This window comes from Pseudoalteromonas sp. S4741 (assembly GCF_005886135.1).
Classification (GTDB): domain Bacteria; phylum Pseudomonadota; class Gammaproteobacteria; order Enterobacterales; family Alteromonadaceae; genus Pseudoalteromonas; species Pseudoalteromonas tetraodonis.
The window spans coordinates 1-20,304 of record NZ_PNCN01000097.1; the positions used below are offsets into that span (position 1 = coordinate 1).

Here is a 20,304-nt window from a genome sequence, read left to right on the forward strand (position 1 = left end):
GCAGGCAACAAAGACTAAATCGCCCCTAGGCAGAACCCTTCGGGCAGCGCCTGTTTGGCATTGATGCTGCGTTATCGCCTATTTATGGGGAATAACCACACCACATAGGCTCTGCCTTGCCTAAATGCCAAACAGACTGCTGCAAGTTTAACCTTGAAAGGTCAACAGACCCTAATATCAATAATATGCACGTTCACGCTCGAAAAAACACTATAAACAGGTTACATTGAGAAGGTATAGATAGCAAAACTTAATCAGCCAAGGAAACGCAATGAGTCTAAAACGTATTAGCCAGTTTTTTAATCCAAGCTCAGTCGCTGTTATTGGGGCATCAAACACCCCCACTCGGGCTGGTAATGTGGTAATGCGTAATTTATTACAAGGGGGCTTTAAAGGGCCCATCATGCCTGTTACACCCAATCATACTGCAGTGCATGGCGTATTGGCTTACCCAAGTATTGAAGCCCTTCCCAAAGTACCTGATTTAGCCGTTATCTGTACCAATAAAAACACCTTAATGAAAATTATTGAACAGCTAGGTACGCTGGGGTGCCATAGCGCTATTATTATTGCTGATGGTCTAACAAGTACTCAAAAACAAGAACTTAAAGATAACGCTGCAAAGCATAAAGTGACGCTGCTTGGCTCAAATTGCTTAGGGTTACTTATTCCGCACATAGGTTTAAACGCGAGTTTTTCGCACACTGTTGCCACGCCAGGTAAACTGGCTTTTGTGTCGCAATCAGCGGCTGTTTGCTCAACGATTCTTGATTGGGCTAAAAATAAAGAAATTGGCTTTTCATACTTTGTATCAATGGGAGATTGTTTAGATATTGAGTTTGACGAAATACTCGACTTTTTAGGCCGCGATGCTAAAACCAAAGCTATCCTACTTTACATAGATAACATTAATGATATTCGCAGCTTTATTTCTGCCGCGCGTGCGGCGGCATTTTCTAAGCCCGTTATTGCCATTAAAACGGGCAGAACCAGTGCAGGCGCTCTTGCCGCTGAAATACACACCGGCGGAAAACAAAGCTCAGATGCAGTATATGATGCCATGTTTCAACGTGCAGGGATGTTGAGAGTAAATGATTTGCGTGAACTCTTTGCCGCCACTCAAACCTTGGCAATGCACCCCAAATTACTGCAAGTAGAGCAGCTAACTATATTAACTAATGGCGGCGGCCCTGGAGTGATGGCCGTTGATGAACTTATTCAAAGCTCAGGTAAACTTGCTCAGCTTAGTGATGAAACGCGCGAAGCACTCAATAAAGTGATCCCACATTCAGACACAACATCAAACCCTGTCGATATATTTGGCGATTCTGCGCCAGTGCGTTACAAACACGCATTAGAAATACTGCTTAATGCTAAAGAAGTTAAAAACTTACTGATCATTCATACTCCATCGGCATTGGCCCCGAGTGAAAATTACGCTCAGGTTATTGTTGAGGCACTGAACAAATTACCAAAAATGGCACGCCCGTATGTGATCACTAATTTCATGGGAGAAGATGCTGCATTTGCAGCCAGACGCATCTGCGCGAATAACGCCATTCCGACCTATCGTACCCCAGAAGGCGCAGTAGGTGCCTTTATGCACTTAGTAAGCTATCGTCGTAACCAAAAACATTTAACCCAAACGCCAGAATCAAACACCGATGATGCGACTATTAATAAAGTAGCAGCGAAAGCAGCTATTAAAGAGTTTTTAAATGATGAGCAACATTACTTATCAACCCATCAAGCGAGTCAAATTTTAAGTAGCTACGGTATAGACTGTATCCAAACTGAAGTAGCCTACACCCCTACCGAGGCCAAAGAGCAAGCAATAGAGCTAGGTTTTCCGGTCGCATTAAAATTGATGAGCCCCAGTATTCCCTCTAAGTCTGAAGTCGGTGGCGTAGTACTCAACCTCAATGATGCACAAGAGGTCGAGCAAACGGCATTTGCCATGCTGTTAAGAATAAAAAACACCTACCCTGATGCTATTATTGATGGCTTTTCGTTACAAAAAATGGCGCCTAGAGCAGGTGCCAATGAGCTGCGTATAGCCATTAAAACAGAGCCTAATTTTGGGCCAGTTATTTTATTAGGTGAAGCTGGCACAGGGCTTGAGTACGCTCAAGCGGCGGTGGCCTTGCCACCACTGAATATGAACCTAGCTAAATATTTAATTGCCGCCGCCCATGATAAGGGAGTTCTTAAAGATCGCATTCTGCCAGAAAAAGTAGATAAATATCGCCTGTGTTCACTACTGACCCGAATTTCTCAACTCGTTGTTGATCAACCTGATATCACCTCATTAGAGCTTAATCCTATTTTAGCCAGTAATGGGCAGTTTTTAGTCCTTGATGCCACCATGAACCTAAATCAGTATCAGGTTCAGGCGCACCGAAAACGTTTATCAATCCGCCCTTATCCTATTGAGTTGGTTGAAACGGTGACCCTAAAAAATAAGACCTTAGCAACGCTCAGACCAATCAAACCAGAAGATGAGCAAGCACATCAAGAGTTTGACCGCTCCTTAAGCAAAGAAGATAGGTACAAGCGCTTTTTTGGTGAATTGCCACAATTTAACCATGATCAACTCGCTAAAATGACGCAAATTGATTACGACCGCGAAATGGCATTTATTGTTACCCAAACACAAGACGAGCAACAGCACACATTAGGGGTTTCGCGAGTGATTATGGATCCCGATAACTTACAAGCAGAGTTTGCCATTGTGGTACGTTCTGATTGCCAAGGACTTGGGTTAGGGCGTATTTTAATGAACGCGGCTATTTCTCACTGCAGACGCCAAGGCGTGAAAACGGTTGAAGGTATCACCCTGCCAGAAAATACCGGCATGATTGAGTTGGCTCGTAAACTCGGGTTTAAAATAAGTCGTGATTTTGAAGAAGGCAGTATCAATATGCTGCTCACATTGTAATAGGTACTATGCGTAAACTAAGACAAACCATAAACCAAGTATTTGAAGCGTCAGGTAAGTATCAGCGAGCGGGACACATTTTAGATGTCATACTGATCAGCATCATTATGATTAATGTGGTGGCGATTGTGCTTGAGTCGGTGCACAGCATCGCAACCGAGTACTATAGCGAGTTTTTAATATTGGAGCTGGTATCAGTGGCTATATTTAGTGCTGAATACCTAATACGTGCTTGGACTTGTGTCGATCGCGTAAAGTACGCCTCCATGAATTGCTCAAATACACAAAAACGGATTCGATATATTTTATCACCACTGGCAATTATCGATTTAATTGCCATTTTGCCTAGTTTATTAATGTTTTTCTTTGCTATCGATTTACGTTTTTTACGGGTACTGCGGTTGTTGCGGGTATTTAAGCTCACCCGTTATTCTCGAGCAATGCAATTGTTATTGCAGGCGTTTATTGATGAGTCGAGTTCATTACTGGCGGCATTTTTTATTATGTCTGTGGTACTTATTTTAGCCTCTTGCGGTATTTATTTATTAGAGCACGACATTCAACCAGACAAGTTCGGCTCTATTCCTGCAGCCATGTGGTGGGCAATGGCAACCCTTACCACGGTTGGTTATGGTGATGTTGTGCCTATAACGCCTATTGGTAAACTATTTGGTGGCGTAATCACGTTGGTGAGTATGGGAATGGTTGCCATACCAACCGGTTTATTAGCGTCGAGTTTCTCAGAGCAAATACGCAAACGTCGCCAGCTCTTTGAAGATGCCACCCACGAGAAAATAACCGATGGTAAGCTCACTGATGAGCAGATGCATCACCTTGAGGAGTTACGCTACAAACTAGGGCTAAGTAAGCTAGAGGCCAATAAAGCAATAAAAGCGGAGCTAAATAAACGCAGCTCACACTTATTTTGCCGTCACTGTGGTAAACGTCCTTAATAAAATAATGTATTAAGCGGCGCTTTAAGCTTGTGAGAATACAGGGTGCCAATCGTGCTCAATAAGCTCAAGCACCTGCTCTTTAGGCACCGCTTTACTAAACAAATAACCTTGAAAGTAGCTACAACCTTGCGCTTTTAAAAAAGCCAACTGATGTGCGCTTTCAACCCCTTCAGCAATGCACTCTTTACTTAAACTGCTTGCTAAAGCTAGTGTAGATTGAATAATCGCTTCGTTATCCGAATCAATACCAATATCTTGCACAAAGCTGCGATCTATTTTTAATACATCAATCGGAAAGCGCTTCAAATAAGTTAACGAGGCGTACCCTGTTCCAAAATCATCCATGTACAACTTACAGCCTAGTTGCTTTAGTAAGTCCATATTTTTAAGCGCATGTTCTGAGTCTCGCATTAAAATAGACTCTGTTATTTCAAATACAATAGCCTCGGGCGGCAGTGCTGCATTGTTTAGTGCTTGGCGAATTTCAGGGACGAGTCCGATAAATTCAAAATCCAGTGCTGAGAGGTTAATTGATAGGTATAGATCAGGACACACTTTACGCCAACGAGCTAACTGCACCAAAGCACGCTTAAATGTTTGTAGCATTATTTTAGTGATTAAACCTATATTTTCAGCTACGTTTGCAAACTCTTGTGTACTCGCTAACTGATTATCAGGCCAGCGTAGTAACACCTCAAAGCCCACTGTTTTTTGCGTAGACGCATTAATAATGGGTTGATAATAATTACAAAATTCATGTTCATGATAAGCTTTGATCAACTGTGATTCTAAATGCATCGCCTTTTCAACACGTTGATTCATTTCTTGTTTGTAAAACTTATAACACCCTTCCAAGCCATCTTTAGCATAATAAAGCGCCACATTTGATGCTTTCAACAGTGCTTTATAATGCGCGGCATCATCAGGGAAAATAGCCACACCAATACTTAGGTGCACATTGACGCTTTGCTGATTCATAACAATGTCTTTACTCACGCAATCCATTAGTTTGGTGCATATAAGTAATACTTCTTCTATTTGCTGAATATCTTCAACTAGAATTACAAATTCATCACCGCCTAAACGCGCGACGCTATCACAACGGCGTAATGCTGTTTTCAAGCGGTTTGCCACCAGCTTTATTATCTCATCGGCGTTTTCTGTACCAAATGAATCATTAAAATACTTAAACCGTTTTATATTAACGTGTAACAAAGCCACTTTACACTGATGGCGGCGCGCCTGATCGATGGCATGTATAGCTCTGTCGTTAAACAAGGTTCTATTTGGCAGCCCTGTAAGTGAATCGTAATTAGCTAGTATGTGCAGTTCGCTCTCAGCTAACTTTTGTGCATGAATATCCGTTAAAATAATCACGAAACTACTCAGCCTTTGGCTTTCATCAGCCACGGCGCTTATTTTAACCAGTACATGGCGTTGCTCTTTGTTTGCCAGAACGACAGTGTCTTCACATGAAAAATGTTCGCCCACTTCAAGCTTTTGCATAATTCGTAAATAATCAAAATAGCTACTGCGGGACATTCCCAAGTTAAGCGCACGGGTTGAACGAGGCTCTGCTGATAAGCCAAAAGCGCTTTGCAGCGATTTATTTGAGGCACGTATATTAAAGTTTTTATCTAAGATAAACACCCAATCTCGGGTTTGTTCAAACGCGGCGGTAAATAACCGTGCATGCTCTTCAAACACCCTTTCACGTGTCATATTGGTATACGTACCGGCTACTTTTTGCGGCGTTTTTTTGTCCCATTCAACCACCTTGCCAAAGTCTTTGTACCAGCGCCAATGACCTTTGGCGTGGCGTAATCGGTAGGTACAATTAAAATACCCTTTATCTGTTGATAAAAATTCTAACCACTCCAACCTAAAAATAGCACGCTCTTGAGGGTGAATTTTTTCTAGGTAGTCATCTAAACTCACCGAGTCGTCTTCGTAGCCTAATTCGTTGACTAATCTAGGCTGATAAATATTTAACTGGCTCGCCTGCCAATCCCATACCCCGGACTCACTTCCCTCTAGTGCGAGCTTTAAACGCGCTTCACTGTCTTGGCTTTCTTTGTGTGCTGCCAATAAGATACGCTGTATTTTGTTGCGCCTCATTACCCATACAGTCACTATGGTGATCAATAAAATGGCATAAAGCGCTAAAAAGTATGGAGCACGCCATAGCGGATATTTCACTTTAATATTTAACGTTGCTGGCGCAGTATAGTCGCCGGTCAATGGATCTTTTGCCCAGACTTTTAACTGGTAACTGCCTGGGTTTAATTTAGGAAACACCACCCGATTATTTCGGGTATAACTTTTTTTACCTTTATCGAGCTGATATTCATAAATAATGCGCTCTTGGAAGCTGAATGACATCGCTGAAAATGCAATCTCAAGCCCGATATCATCATGGTTTAAAGTGATATTTTTTAATGGCTGCTGTAAATTTATAGACAAGTCCCGAGACATTAAGTTGATGCGCGTGATATTGACCTGATCTAATAAACCTTGGCTATTTTTATTGTCTTTTGGATCAAAGTAGGTAAAACCTTTGAGGCTACCGAAGGCAATTCGACCATCCGCTAACTTAGCCATAGCGCCATTATTAAACTCAGCAGAGAGCACCCCATCTGATGTTGTAAATTGCTGAAAATGAATTGTTTCAGGATTTAGTCGCCATATTCCTTTATGGCTACTCATCCAAATCATTCCCTCTTCATCAAGAACCATATCGTACAACAAGGTGCCTAGTTTATTTTTATCTAAATCAATTGTGTGCACTAACTCATAGGTCGTTGCATCTATACCAATCAGCCCAAAATTAGATAACGATAGCCAAAGTATGCCTTGCCCATCTACCACGTAGGAAAGAATACTAACGGCTACATTTTCATGGTGTTTAGGTACTTTATAAATGGTGTTTAAACTTAAATCATTGGGGTTAAATTGATATAAAACGCCACCACTAAAAAATAATGGCTTCTCGGGTTGGTGCGGTAATGGGGGTAAAAAGCCATGCGCTAAAAAAGGGTCAAATTGTGCTAATTCGCCTTTTAAGTGAACTAATTGTCGGCTATCAATATTATATTTAAACATACCATGATCTGGGTGTACAAAATACAAATCCCCGTTTGGTAGCAATGTCAGTCCATGCATCCAATCATTTAAAAAAATCTGATTGGTAGGACTGTTAGTTTTTGGTTGGGTAAGTTGCTGAGTTTGCGGGTCAAAAATGAATAATCCTCGGTTTGAGTGCAACCAGAGTTTATCTTTGTAAGGCATAATTTTGAAAATAGTAAACTCTGTGGTCAGTAAATCGACTTTATAATCTTTTAAATACACCTTTGAGCGATTACTTTTTAAATCAACCGCAGTTAAACCATTGTGTGTGCCTAACCATAGCTTTTCTTGGAACTCCTTAATTGACCATACCGAATGATGTGATAAACCATCCCCAATCAGTGCATTTCCCTCTACATTATAAAACTTGTAATTGTCGCCCGATAAATAAAACGCACCATCGGTTTTAGTGGCTAGCCACATTCCGCCCGATTTATCTTTCACCATATCAATAATACTGTTATCGGCGAGGGTGTACTTACTCTGTTGGATACGTTTATTTTTTACCACTTTTTTAGTAGTTAAATTAAAACAAAGCAGGCCTTTATCTGTTGCTAAATCGAGCACTCCTTGCTGATTATCAATATCCCAAACATTCAAATCGGCCAGTAATTTTTGGCTTGTAAATGATTGTTCGCGGTTGTTAAACATTACCTCTAAATTACTAATATCAACAGCGTATAAGCCCTTAACCGCACCTACAAGCAACTGATTGTTATTACCTAGCGCAAATGATTTCACATTATTTTGATAAATATGTACATCCGTTTCACTCAAGTGCTCGAGTGGCCTTACCTGCTGTGTTGCGATGTTAAAAACATACGCACCGTCTGTGCTACCTATAAAAATATAACCGTTATAATGAAACAAAGTACGCACAAACGCATTTTCAAATTGCTCAGGAAGTGTAAATAAGGAGGTAATAGAGCCGTTGTCTATATCGAGTTTTGCAAACTCTCGGCCTTGTCCAATCCATAAGGTTTTATCATCGGTGGCTAACATAGTAAAAACGGACTGCTGTAGTATTTGCTCTTCTGTGACAGGTTTTTCTATGTATTGTTGGTAGGTATCCGTTTTCGGATCGTATCTGAACAAACCTGCTAATAAGGAGGCAATCCAGATATGCCCTTGCTGGTCTTGATATATGCGATCAATGTTCGCCTCTTCTAACTCACCATTAGGGCCATTGATTGTAATAACTTGATAGCCATCGTAACGGTTAAGGCCTCCTTCAGTAGAGAGCCATAAATACCCATTGTTATCGATAAGCATGGTATTAACGTAACTTTGAGATAAGCCTTCGCTTGGGGATAATCGTTTTACTTGCGCTGTTACTTCAACGCTTATGAGCATAAACAGCACAAATATGGCTGTGATAAACCCATTAATACTCATACCCATGCTTGCCCTATTACTAATTTATGTTTTATTGATATTTCAATGCGGTAATATTTCGGTGCTTATAAGCATCAAATAGCGTTAATAATGCAGGAGTATATGTTAACACTTGGTTAAAACCAAGTGCTTGATAAAAATCAGTAAGGCGTTGATAAGCAAAGGTGTAAACAGGTTCTGTTTGCGCATTTAAAAGGGCAACTAATAACTGGGTTGCCACCCCCTTTGAACGATAAGAAGGAGCCACGAACACCGTTGATAAAAATAAAAATGTGGGCTTATTCTGTAACCGGCAGGCGGCAATAATCGTATTATTATCGTAAGCGACCCAGACCTGATCCTGTTTATTAGCACGGCCGCGGACGTTATATAACGTATAAAACTTATTAACTAAGGGCGTTTTAATTGATTCTAATTGTTTAATTACAAGCATAGTAGGCAAACCCTAGCTAAGCATAATGGCCAAATACTGCTCAAATTTTTGTTTTAAAACACCTTGCTCTGCAACAGGACGACTATGCAGAGTGTCGTACACTTGCTCACGCGTTTTTTTACCACGCTTAATTTGATAAGCCCAAAATGAGGCCTCGTAATCTAACTGAATTTGATACTTTTGCTCTCGCGGCAAGTTACACAAATTAAAACTCATATTCACTCCAATTATTAGTGGCTATAAACTTATTGTTGCCTGCATGAATACAGGTAAGTGGCGTGAGCAGCATACGGAGGCTTTGCTCGGCTTTTACTAGCCCACTAGGTTAAACAACTCGCCCGAGCGCCCCTAGTTTGAACAAATTTCCATCCGCAAAGGTCAACAGCCCCTCGCTCAATAAAACGTAGATTATACGTTTAAGCTTATAAAAAACTAACTCTATAACTAATAAAAATAAGCGACTGTAAATAATTCAACGTAATCAATAATTGTTGGTGGTAACTTTTGCAAGATTACTAATGCAAACTGTGCAAAAGACAGACAATTTGTTATTATTGCTGCTTATTATCTTGCCGCAATTAATTGGAAATACTGACGTGCTTAAACGCTTTAACGGATTGCTGGTATTACTGTGCTTAGTTTTTAGTAATATGTCTTTTGCGCACAGTTATAGCTACACATTTAATCGCCCGCAAAACACTCAACAAGCAAACTATACCATTGAGCTATTACAATTGGCCTATGCAGATATGGGCTTTAAACTAAATATTGTCGATTTTAATCGTCAAAATGCACTATTTGCAGCAGATAATGGCATGTTAGATGGGCAGCTTGCTCGCGATATCAGTATTGCAAGTGCCTATAAAAATTTAATTCGAGTTAACTATCCACTCTTTAAATTTAACCTTGAACTTTATAAACGCTGTGAGCCCAGCTCCACTAAAACCATAGATAGCGTTGCTATTATTTCCAGTTACCCTGTGCAACAGCGATATTTAGACAGTATTGATTTTCAAGGTAAGGTAATTGAAGTTAAAAATAATAATACGCAGCTTAACTTACTGATCCAGCAAAAAGTACAAGGAGCGTTACTTATTGATTTTGCGATGGCAAATAAAACCATTCCTCCCTCTTTAGGCTGCTATGAAAAACAAGTCGTTGCAACCTATCCGCTTTATCATTATTTACATCACAGTCATGCGGATATTGTTCCCCAGCTAGAAGCTACACTGGATAAGTTACACAATAACGGCACAGTTGCAAAACTCAGGTCAAAATACAACCTACACTTTTAAAAATCAAAACCTTGTTGATCTGCTTGCGGTGATGATTGTGCCACTTTATTTTTTTGCTGTAAGTAACGTTTATAGCGCTGCTGGCATAAACTCAATACTTTTTTCTTTTGGGAATTCGTTAACGAATTCCATGAAAAACGCTCATCGCGACTGCGATAACAGCCTTTGCAATAACCGCGATTATTAACTAAGCAAATACCTTTACAAGGGTTAGGAATATCAAATATTTCAATTTGTTGCATTTTACCCTCCGGTATTAAAAGCATAGCCTGAGTATAGCGCTATTTTTGTGCAAAAAAAAAGCAGCAAATAAATTGCTGCTTTGTTGTTAGCTTAAGCTGTTAATTACTGCTCACAGCTTTGTTCATCTACTTGTGTTTTTCGATGAAATGGCTTGGCATACATAGCTAAAACCAAAGCCCTTAACTCTTCTGGCACCTTGGCCAAACGTTCTTCAAATTGTACTACGTCATTTTTATTGATCACCGCCTCAGTGCAGCCAGCAGCAATAAAGTTGCCTGGGTGTAAGTAAAACGAATCAATAATTTGTTTATCAATGGTTTTTGCCAGTTCATCGGCACTGTCACAACCTGACTCAATAGGCTGACCAAACGATAAATGCACATGCCCTTTGGCTGAACTAAACCCTTCAACAATGCTGGCAATATCTTCACCCGCCGATTTAACATACTTCCCATGATGTTGTTTATGATATAGCTCTTTTGCCTTAGCTATAGCACAAGGCTCGTATTGGTAAGAGATTGCAACTGGCACCACTTTGAGCTCTTTAATGTATTCGCCAAATTCTTTCTTTTGTTTACGGCCATTAAGTTGCAACATTTTTAAAAGCGCAGGATCAGTTTGATCAACCCCATCTTTAGCGCGCCCTTCTTTTTGGGCAATCCAAATTGAGTGCCCGCTACTGAGTGAATCATAAATATAAGCTGATAACTGAGTCAGCGCTTTTAACATCTCTTTTGGGGCTTTCGCTGAGCGTTTCACAATAAAACTTTTATTTAAGCGCATAAGCTCAGTAATGTAAGGAATTTGCAGCAAGTTATCGCCAATCGCAATTCTCACTGTTTTCATTTTATGCTGGAATAAGCCCCAATTAACCAGTGCAGGGTCAAGTACAATATCTCTGTGGTTTGAAACAAAAAGATAGGCTTGATTAGGGTCTAAGTCTTCTAAGCCAGAAAAAGTCACTTTTGAGGTGGTACGTTTTATTAATATATTTAAGTAATGTGCCACTTCATTTTGTACATCTTCAACCGTTTTAACTTTGCCCCACTTTTTGCGCAACTGATGCTTTATTATAGCGCGTGCTAAAAACCCAACTGCGGATATAAAGCGTGGCAAATTGTATTTTGCAATTACATCAATAAACGCATTATCGTTAATTAATCGCGTTAATGAGGCGGCAACTTCATCGTCATTGTAAGGTCTTATATCTGCGTACTTATCTTCTAATTCAATCATTTACTGCATCTACAAAGTTAAAAACGGCGCGTTAAAACGCCCCGCTGTGTCTGATTTTGATTATAACTCAATCAAAAATACGAAACTAGCAATACTAAAGTTCGATTTACTGAGTTTTCATAGCGTTATAGTTTAACGCTGAGCCTAGCTGTCTTGCTAACAACGCATACGTATAGACTATGGCTATTAATTATTAATTTAAATGGGTAGACCTTACTAACAGCACTTTATTCAAGTTAACTTAGCAAGGCAGTTGATCATAATAACATGCCAGTTAAGCTTCAGTGGGCAGACCACATTTAAATATGGCTCTACAACTGCTAATGTAAACGCAACATGATAAACCCAATAACATTCAAATAGATGATACTCTTTTTATCACAAGCACTTCGCGTACAGGGGTTATTATTCCCTTAACACATACACTATTAGGACACACCGTGAACATAACAATTCTTGATAACGCTACACTGGCAAACACCTCACTTGATTGTATCTCAGCACTGGGAAAACTTACCGTGCATCAGCTAACTAGCCCAGAGCAAGTGCTAGCACATAGCCAAAATGCAGAGGTGTTAATCACCAATAAAGTAGTGATTAATCGTGACACCATGGCACAATTAACATCACTCAAACTTATTTGTGTTAGTGCTACCGGCACCAATAATGTTGATTTAAATGCCGCGAAAGATTTAGGCATTGCGGTAACCAATGTTGCTGGTTATTCAACCCCCTCGGTTGTGCAGCACACCTTTTCGTTAATTACTAACTTATTAGGCAATACTCATCGCTACCAAGCGGACTGCCAACAAGGTGCATGGCAAAAAAGTGAAATGTTTTGTCGCCTTGATTACAGCTTTAATGACTTTCAGGGTAAAACATTAGCCATTATTGGTGGGGGAACTCTGGGCAATGCTGTATCTAAAGTGGCTGAAGCCTTTGGTGCTCATGTCATTGTTGCAGAGCGCAAAGGTGCTGAGTGTCGCCAAGGACGCACGCCTTTTGAAACCGCAATAAAAACAGCGGATATTATCAGCGTACATTGCCCACTTAATGATGAAACGCGTGACTTAATTACGCTTAATGAATTAAAAATGATGAAACCAACTGCGCTTATTATTAACACCGCGCGCGGGGGGATCATAAACGAAGCCGACTTAGCACAAGCCTTAAAAACTAATGTGATTGCTGGTGCAGGTGTTGACGTACTAACCAAAGAGCCTGCTGAGCACAACAATCCACTGGCCAATTACACGGGAGATAACTTACTACTAACCCCACATATAGCGTGGGCCAGTACCGAATCTATTGCGCGCTTGGTTAAAGAAGTGAGTTTAAATATCGCTGCATTTAGTCAACAAGAGTCGCGTAATCGCTTGGTTTAATGCCGTTAAATTAAGTTAGTCAAAATAACTAAAAAGTGGCTTTTTAATTTTATTTCTTAAAAAAGCCACTAACTCAAAAAAATCACTTTAAACATAAGTAGTTGATTTTTAAAGATCAAAGAACTGGCCTAGTCTTTGCTCTAAAGTCTGTAATTAATCATCTAGGATAATAAAAATGAAAAAAACACTTTTAATCGCCGCCCTTACCGCTCCTTTTTTAACTGGCTGTGTTATTGCTGTATCCGATGGCGAAGCGGAGGGTCATTGGGCTGGTAATAGTTCTTCTAGCTGGCAGGCAACACATAAGAATAATCGTGAAATTATTTCAGGCTTGGCAATGGATAGCTCTTATCAGTCTGTATTAAAAGCCCTAAAAACACCTGACTTCACCGAATTACTTAAAAAAGAAGAGGATGTTTACCAAGTCTTATTTTATGCAACGCACAGCATCCATTCAGATGGTAAAATGACTAAAGATGAATGCACACCGTTGGTATTTAAAAATGATAAATTAGTTGGTATTGGTGCCTCAGCACTGCAAATGCTGACAAACTAAGTAACTACAGCATTTATTGGGCGCTAATTTGATTGCGCCCTAACTTTTTCGCATTATACAAACCGGAGTCAGCTTCTTCTAACAATGCTTTTTCAGTGTAAGCTTGGCTACTCTCACTAGAAGCAATACCGATGCTAATGGTGACGTGTGTAGCGTTTAAAGACGCATTATGTTCAATATTCAAATCATTAACGGCGTTACGTAACTTGTTGGCAAAAGCGATTGCACCTTGCTGATTGGTTTCTGGTAATACGGCCACAAATTCTTCACCGCCGTAACGCGCAATAAAATCACCGCCACGCTCACATTGCGTGGCTAACGTTTTTGCCACTGTTTTTAAACATTCGTCTCCAGCTCGGTGGCCATAGTAGTCGTTATAACGTTTAAAATGATCAATATCTATGAGTAAAACGCACAAAGGAGAGTGGTTACGCTTACTTCTACGCCACTCTCTTTCTAAGTTCTCATCTAAATAACGTCTATTGGGTATTTCTGTTAAGCCATCAATAGAGGCAAGCATTTCTAGCAAATCATTTTTTTGCTTAATTAATAGCTGGTTCCGCACTCTAACTTTCACAATAGCGGCACTAAATGGCTTACCAATATAATCCATTGCGCCGAGCTCTAGCCCCTTTGCCTCATCTTCATGACGGTTGTTTGCAGAGATAAAAATAATAGGAATAGCCTGACTTATACTGTTCTCTTTTAGCTGTACGAGCACTTCATAACCATTCATACCAGGCATCATGATATCTAAAATGATTAAGTCTATTTGCGTGTGTTTAACAAACTCCAGCGCGTCTTCACCGCTTGTCACTAAGTAAACATCATGCTCATCGCTTAAGGTTTTTTCTAAAATGATTCGGTTATGCGCATCGTCATCTACAATTAATATTTTTGCTTTATTTATCATTGCTTACATCTAAAATTTTTATAAAAATATGAACTTGTTTTAACTGTATTATCAGCTCTTTAATTGCAGCATTGGCGTTCTTGTCGCCCACTTTTAATAATTGCTCAGTATGTTGAGCACATAATAATAATCGGTTAAACCCTAAGTTTCCTGCTATCCCTTTTAGACTATGCACTAAGCGTACCATTTCAATAGTAGGTATGTCTTTTTGAAGCTCAGCTGAATATGACTCATTTAACACCGCTAACTTAGTAAGCATGCTTTGCAATAGCTTCTCATCATTATTGAACTGTGTCAAAGCGAAGGTTTTATCAAAAAAGCAAGGCTTAGATATGCCTAAATCAGCTATCGATGCCAATAAAATAGGCGCAACCACGGGCTTAGTTAAATGTTTATTCATACCACTATTCAATGAGCGTGCAATATCGGCAGGCTCACAATGTGCAGTTAATGCAAAAATAGGCAATTGCTGGGCGTCAAACTGTTGGCGTATTATTTGGGTTGCTTGATAGCCATCAATACCCGGCATTTGAATATCCATTAAAACCAAATCGGGGCGCAATATATTCACCCATTCAACCCCCTGTTTAGCATCACTAGCAGTCACAACATTCACTTCGGCTTTACACAATATACTGCTAATAATATCGAGGTTGAGCGGGTTATCATCTATGGCTAATACTAAGGTTCCCGCTATTTCTTCCTGTGGTTTATCCGCTTTATATTGAGTTACTTTCTTTAACTTTTCAGGGGTTAAACTAAGTAACCGCTGCGCCAGTGCACTGCGCGGTAAATACTGGCTAATAAAAGAGTCATTTATTGAAAGCTGACTCGGTTGCGAGTGCGCTATAACGATGAGTGAAGTAGTACGAGTGTGTAATACTGCTTTTATTGCTGACGTGAGAAAGGCAGGTACGTCATCAGCATCGATTACAATGGTATGCGCTTGTTGCAAACAATCAGGATCAGTTATGACTATTTCAAGAGCTTGATTATTGAAAAAAGGATGCGTGGTAATAACCTGATTAAGCAACTGACTCTTCGCGCTGGTGATCAGTAATAGTCTATCTGTAAAGCTTGCTGATTTCTCGGTATCTGTCGCTAAATCAAGCGTGAAGTAAAAATGACAGCCATGGCCTTTATCACTACTGAGTGCAATTTCACCTCCCATTAATGCCACACTATGCTTTACAATTGCTAGCCCTAAGCCAACCCCTTGATGCAAGCGAGTAGATGATTCATCACCTTGTGTAAAGGCATCAAATAAACGGCGTTGATCCGCTTGAGCAATCCCCACTCCTGTATCGATAACCTGAAAACAAATACGCTGCTCTTTATCGCCCTGGCTCGGCTGTAATGTCATTTTTAATGTCACACTGCCTTTATTGGTAAACTTAACGGCATTGGTAAGTAAGTTACCTAATACTTGTTGCAAACGAATTGTATCGCCGACTAAAAATGGAGAAATTTGCGAGTCTATGTCGATTTTTAGCTGTATCTGTTTTGTTTGGCATAAAGGTAAAATTAAACTTTCGCAGGTGTCAATCAAATCAACTAAGCACAATGGCGCTAATTGCAGCGTTGCTTCTTTACTTTCAACGCGGGCAAAATCAAGCATACTATTTAGCATCTGCAACAAATTATTAGCCGCATATTTTGCTTGGCTAGTTTGTTGAATTTGCCGCTGCGTTAACCCGTGCTCTGCGAGCATATCCAATAACCCCAACACGGCATTGAGGGGGGTGCGTATTTCGTGGCTTAAATTAGCAATAAAACGGCTTTTAGCTAACGTGGCACGCTCTGCATCATCTTTGGCTTTGGTAAGCTCTGTAACATCTTGAATATGAATAACATAATAAAGCGGCTGGCTATTTTCATTCCAAATTAACGACATACTCAACTGTAACCAGGCATTTAATCGGGTATGAGCCAAGGTTAAGTGAAACACCCTTTTTTTATTATTTAATAATTGCTGTAGTAACGCTTCAAGCTTCTTCCATTGTGTATTATTAAAAAGCGCATAAAAAGGAGTATCGGTTAATTTATCATGCTTGGAAAATAATTTTCGTGCGGCTTTGTTTACTTGTAAAATAGCGTACTCAAGCGACAGTAAAAACACCCCATTTGCGGCAAATTCAATTGCGCTTCTAAATATAGATTCAGACTCTTTTAATGCATACAAAGTATGTTGTTGTTCTGTAATATCACGGCCAACCCCCATAGTTCCTAATAATTGCTGCTGTTCATTGTAAAAGGGAGCAATGGTTAACTGATAAGTTCGCTCAGCAACATCTATGCGCTGCTGAATTTGCATTTTATGCTGTAATACTTGATATTCCAGCAAACTAATTTGTTCATACTCGTTACTTATGTTGTGTATTTGCTGCCCAAGGAGTTCACCTTGAGTTTTTCCAATAAACAACTCAAACGCTTTATTACAGCCTAAAAAAATGCCTTCTGTATTTTTAAAATAAATAAAATCAGGCACGCTATTAAGTACTGTGTTTAATAACGCTAAATGACGCTCTTTTGCTTGGTCGCTATGTTTTAGCTTTTGCGATTGTTGCCGTACTTGATCATCTAACTTTTGATTAGCATTTTGTAAAGAAATAACTAAGTGCTCATTTTTCGCAAAAATAGCTTTTACCCGCGCAAACCAAGGTTGCCAGTTTAACGGTATTTGGTAATTTAAATACCCGCTATTGTCATCGTTATGATGCTCTAAATAACGTATCAACTCGGTCATAGGTTTGATAAATATACGTTTGCTTAACCAAAAAAAGATGTAAAACATCAAACATAAAAATAAGACTAACAAAATAAACTCTATCAATACTTCATACACGATACCGCTTGAGAGGGTGTGCTTGTCAGCAAGAAACGCCAGATGAATAGGGTTCTTTTTTGAAGGTTGAATTAAAAATAATGAGTCTGCTCGCGCATTACTCTTTTGTGAGGGGCTTTTAATATTAGGCCAATAGGTCGATAACTTTATGGCTTGATTAATTGGCTGCTGTGAACTGGCAATAATTTCATTCTCTTGGTTGATAAAAACATACTCGCCTTGCTTTGAGGTTATTTTTTTCAACCAACTAGAGATAGCCTGTAAGTCATATATTAAAACAATATAATCTGAGGAGTTAAGCTCTCGCTGTCGGCCAACTGCAAAATATGCGTTATTGTCTACTTTAATAACGGCACTTGAAGTGAGTGTGTTCGCTGAAGGTAAGGGTTTAAAATCGCCATTAAGTACCTGCGTTAAAATATAACTTTGTGTATTGTTACGCCGAGCTAAATAAGCAAAGCCGCGCTCATCAACATAGGCTACAGAATGCAGCGACGACAGCAGCGCTAAGGCAGTGTTGAAAGACGGAGCCAGCGACATGACTTTTTGCCAGCGAGATAATGCCTGTTCGGAATAGCTGAATTGGCCTTTTCCTACTATTTCGCCATTAAAATGTGCTACCTGGCTATAATAATAATGCTCGTATTGATTAATGTTTTTTGTGAAGGCCTGATTCGCTGGTTGTGGGGCGTGTTTGTCATACATTATAAACATCGCATTAAGTAAATCGTCCATGGCTTGCATATCATGGTCAAGCTGCGCCGATAACGCACTAAAATCGGTGGTTTTTTTTGTTATTGCACGGTCCATTTTTATATCATAAAAATGCAAACACAAAAAAGAGGCCACCAATAAAGGGATTGCTAACGCCACAAAAACAGAGCGATGATAATGTTTTAGCGGTAAAAAATTCAACGACCTACCTAATTATTAGCTCAAAAATAAAACTGTAGACTATAGAGCCAAGATGTTAAGCGCAAGTTATAAATTTTCCTCGGCGAACGAAGCCAGTCGACTGCGTACTACCCCATTAAGATTTACGGTAGCACCACCTTCAAAATGTTTAAACCGCTCTACAATATAGGTAAGCCCCGAAGTAACCGCCGTTAAATAATTACTGTCTATTTGAGCTAAATTCCCAGTACAAATTAGTTTTGTTCCCTCCCCACAACGAGTAATAATAGTTTTTAGCTGAGAAGCCGTTAAGTTTTGGCTTTCATCTAAAATCACCCCCGAATTGATATAATACTATCATACCCTTAATAAACTTGAACAAAAAAGTTTTTACACACATACTCTAGCTAAGAATCAAAGGTGAACGAAAATGATACTTCGAAATACAACAAAAACTAAAATAATTAAAACATCAGTCAACTTTGGAAAAGGAATGTCTTTTCACCTCGATAAATCAGGGCAACCTATTAAGACTGAAAAAGGCATCAGAACTCACTCATATAGGCACGATAAAATAGAACCTAATTTTCCAGTGCTATATCACCCGACTCGCTTCACCGAATGCCAAGAAATGAACTTATTTTTAATGCACCGCTTTGAAGGTCATTTCAGTCTCAAAAAGAATCAAATAGACAATGAGGCTTTTAGTGACGCTTATCATGCCAGCCAACCGGGAAAGCCATTAGATGTTAAGTCTGTTTGCAGTATAGCTAAGCACTTAAAAGCTTTCTTAGATTGGTTGGATAAAGATGATGCATCCTATTTTGAAGTAATAGCTGCACCACTTTCAAAACAATCTGTAGATGATGATATTTCTAGGTTACCTGTGTGGAGATATCACAAACATTTATGTGAAAGAGTCGAAACCAAAGATAAGTCTAAACGCATAAGCTTTAACAGCGCTCAAGAACGAATTAGAGCTGTTAAAGCATTCTATATATGGAGCCATAAGCGCGGGGCTATAGATAGCCTCCCCTTCTCACTTGAATACAAACAGGTACGTATTAAATCGAAAGCTAAATCAAGTGTAAGTTCATTGTTTCAATTACCTACTAGCAACACACGTTCTGGAGGCTTATGGAAGTGGGTTAGTAATTTGAGCATTCCAAATACATTGAAACAAAAGGAAGACTCACCCGAAAAAGATCTACAACCATATTCTCCAAAAGAACTTAAACAGTTACTGGAGACGAATACAGCTCAAAAAGAGACTTATAAGCTTTATTTGCAATGTGCTTTGCTAGGTGGACTTCGTTCTTTTGAGATTTCAGCCATCGACCAGAAAGACCTTTTTGATCCTGATGAAAAAGAAAACGAGAAACGTATTCCAAAATTGAACATTGTACGAAAAGGACATAAGCCAGTGAGATTAACAATAGCGCGAGTTCTAATGAAGCTTTTGTACAATCACACTTTGACAATTCAAAATATGAAGCGACGTACCAAACATGAGACTAATCATGGTATGGACAATAGTGAACATCCGCTTCCTTTGTTTATGAATAGTTCAGGATCGCGGATAAGCGAAGATACACCGGGGAATACTATTTCCATAGTTAGAAAAGAACAAAGGAAGCAGGGATTAGAAATACTATTACGCACATTCCATGACTTACGCGCTACCTTTGCTACTTATGTCGCTAAATACCTAATTGACAAAGGTGAATCGGAGAGTTCCATCAGACAGACACTAATGACCTTGATGAGTCACGAAAGTTTTAAAACAACCAAACGTTACATCGACTTTGCCAAAAGTGTAGCAGTGGATGCATACGGAGCAATGTCAGAGTGGGTGAAAGATATCTACGGTGATGTTGACGAATTACTGATGCGTGAGGCTGAAGATGCAGCAGCAAGTTAAAACGCGGAAGTCCAATCGTATTCCTGCTAGATTTAAACCTCATTCAATTGTTCTAGCCAAACAGTTAGACGTTTTATTTAACAGGGCATATGACAAAGAAAACAATATTAGCGCAGATGACGACACTGCTATTTCAATGAGTCGCTTGGGTAGTGTTTAGAAATCTGT

The 20,304-nt window shown here is 39.5% G+C and carries 13 protein-coding genes and 1 pseudogene; 6 read left to right on the forward strand and 8 right to left on the reverse strand.

All coding sequences use genetic code 11. The features are described from left to right. Positions 1-271: 271 nt before the first annotated feature. Together CWC30_RS13250 and CWC30_RS13255 are read left to right on the forward strand one after the other, a co-directional pair. Positions 272-2,938, forward strand: a complete 2,667-nt coding sequence (locus tag CWC30_RS13250) for a bifunctional acetate--CoA ligase family protein/GNAT family N-acetyltransferase (RefSeq protein ID WP_138627324.1) — start codon at positions 272-274, stop codon at positions 2,936-2,938. Between the two features lie 8 nt (positions 2,939-2,946). Further along, on the forward strand, positions 2,947-3,891 hold the full coding sequence (locus CWC30_RS13255; RefSeq protein ID WP_024600830.1) for an ion transporter: 945 nt from the start codon (positions 2,947-2,949) through the stop codon (positions 3,889-3,891). Positions 3,892-3,915: 24 nt separating this feature from the next. Here the strand turns inward: CWC30_RS13255 and CWC30_RS13260 are convergent, their stop codons facing one another. From CWC30_RS13260 to CWC30_RS13270, 3 genes are read right to left on the reverse strand one after another with little or no spacing between them, the layout of a single operon-like run. Then, entirely contained in the window at positions 3,916-8,421 is a 4,506-nt protein-coding gene (locus CWC30_RS13260; RefSeq protein ID WP_138627325.1) for an EAL domain-containing protein, read from the reverse strand. A gap of 25 nt (positions 8,422-8,446) precedes the next feature. After that, positions 8,447-8,848, reverse strand: a complete 402-nt coding sequence (locus CWC30_RS13265; protein ID WP_069439852.1) for a GNAT family N-acetyltransferase — start codon at positions 8,846-8,848, stop codon at positions 8,447-8,449. A 12-nt stretch (positions 8,849-8,860) separates the two neighbouring features. Then, positions 8,861-9,064 (reverse strand): DUF3283 family protein, encoded by a 204-nt coding sequence (locus tag CWC30_RS13270; protein ID WP_013465864.1) that lies wholly within the window; start codon positions 9,062-9,064, stop codon positions 8,861-8,863. Between the two features lie 434 nt (positions 9,065-9,498). Between CWC30_RS13270 and CWC30_RS13275 the strand changes: the two genes are divergently transcribed. Beyond that, complete coding sequence (locus CWC30_RS13275) at positions 9,499-10,143, forward strand: transporter substrate-binding domain-containing protein (RefSeq protein WP_138627329.1); 645 nt, start codon at positions 9,499-9,501, stop codon at positions 10,141-10,143. Here the strand turns inward: CWC30_RS13275 and CWC30_RS13280 are convergent. After that, positions 10,140-10,385 (reverse strand): DUF1289 domain-containing protein, encoded by a 246-nt coding sequence (locus tag CWC30_RS13280; RefSeq protein WP_069439851.1) that lies wholly within the window; start codon positions 10,383-10,385, stop codon positions 10,140-10,142. The genes CWC30_RS13275 and CWC30_RS13280 overlap by 4 nt on opposite strands. A 103-nt stretch (positions 10,386-10,488) precedes the next feature. After that, on the reverse strand, positions 10,489-11,622 hold the full coding sequence (locus tag CWC30_RS13285) for a 1-acyl-sn-glycerol-3-phosphate acyltransferase (RefSeq protein ID WP_138627326.1): 1,134 nt from the start codon (positions 11,620-11,622) through the stop codon (positions 10,489-10,491). Between the two features lie 440 nt (positions 11,623-12,062). On the opposite strand from CWC30_RS13285, the gene CWC30_RS13290 reads away from it, so the two are divergent. Together CWC30_RS13290 and CWC30_RS13295 are read left to right on the forward strand one after the other, a co-directional pair. Beyond that, complete coding sequence (locus CWC30_RS13290) at positions 12,063-13,007, forward strand: D-2-hydroxyacid dehydrogenase (RefSeq protein ID WP_069439849.1); 945 nt, start codon at positions 12,063-12,065, stop codon at positions 13,005-13,007. 175 nt (positions 13,008-13,182) lie between these two features. After that, the gene (locus CWC30_RS13295; protein ID WP_069439848.1) at positions 13,183-13,563 is read left to right on the forward strand and encodes a DUF3192 domain-containing protein; all 381 of its coding nucleotides are present in this window, start codon (positions 13,183-13,185) and stop codon (positions 13,561-13,563) included. A gap of 13 nt (positions 13,564-13,576) precedes the next feature. Here the strand turns inward: CWC30_RS13295 and CWC30_RS13300 are convergent, their stop codons facing one another. The 3 genes and pseudogenes from CWC30_RS13300 to CWC30_RS13310 form a co-directional block, all read right to left on the reverse strand. Then, entirely contained in the window at positions 13,577-14,476 is a 900-nt protein-coding gene (locus CWC30_RS13300; protein ID WP_036980207.1) for a GGDEF domain-containing response regulator, read from the reverse strand. Beyond that, the gene (locus CWC30_RS13305) at positions 14,466-18,236 is read right to left on the reverse strand and encodes a PAS domain-containing hybrid sensor histidine kinase/response regulator (RefSeq protein ID WP_138627327.1); all 3,771 of its coding nucleotides are present in this window, start codon (positions 18,234-18,236) and stop codon (positions 14,466-14,468) included. Before CWC30_RS13305 ends, CWC30_RS13300 begins: the two co-directional genes overlap by 11 nt. A gap of 66 nt (positions 18,237-18,302) precedes the next feature. Further along, a pseudogene (locus tag CWC30_RS13310) lies at positions 18,303-18,560 on the reverse strand (PhoH family protein); the annotation flags it as partial. Between the two features lie 85 nt (positions 18,561-18,645). Here CWC30_RS13310 and CWC30_RS13315 point away from each other — a divergent pair. Further along, positions 18,646-20,136, forward strand: coding sequence for a tyrosine-type recombinase/integrase (locus tag CWC30_RS13315; protein ID WP_138627328.1), 1,491 nt, complete (start codon positions 18,646-18,648; stop codon positions 20,134-20,136). Positions 20,137-20,304: the final 168 nt, after the last annotated feature.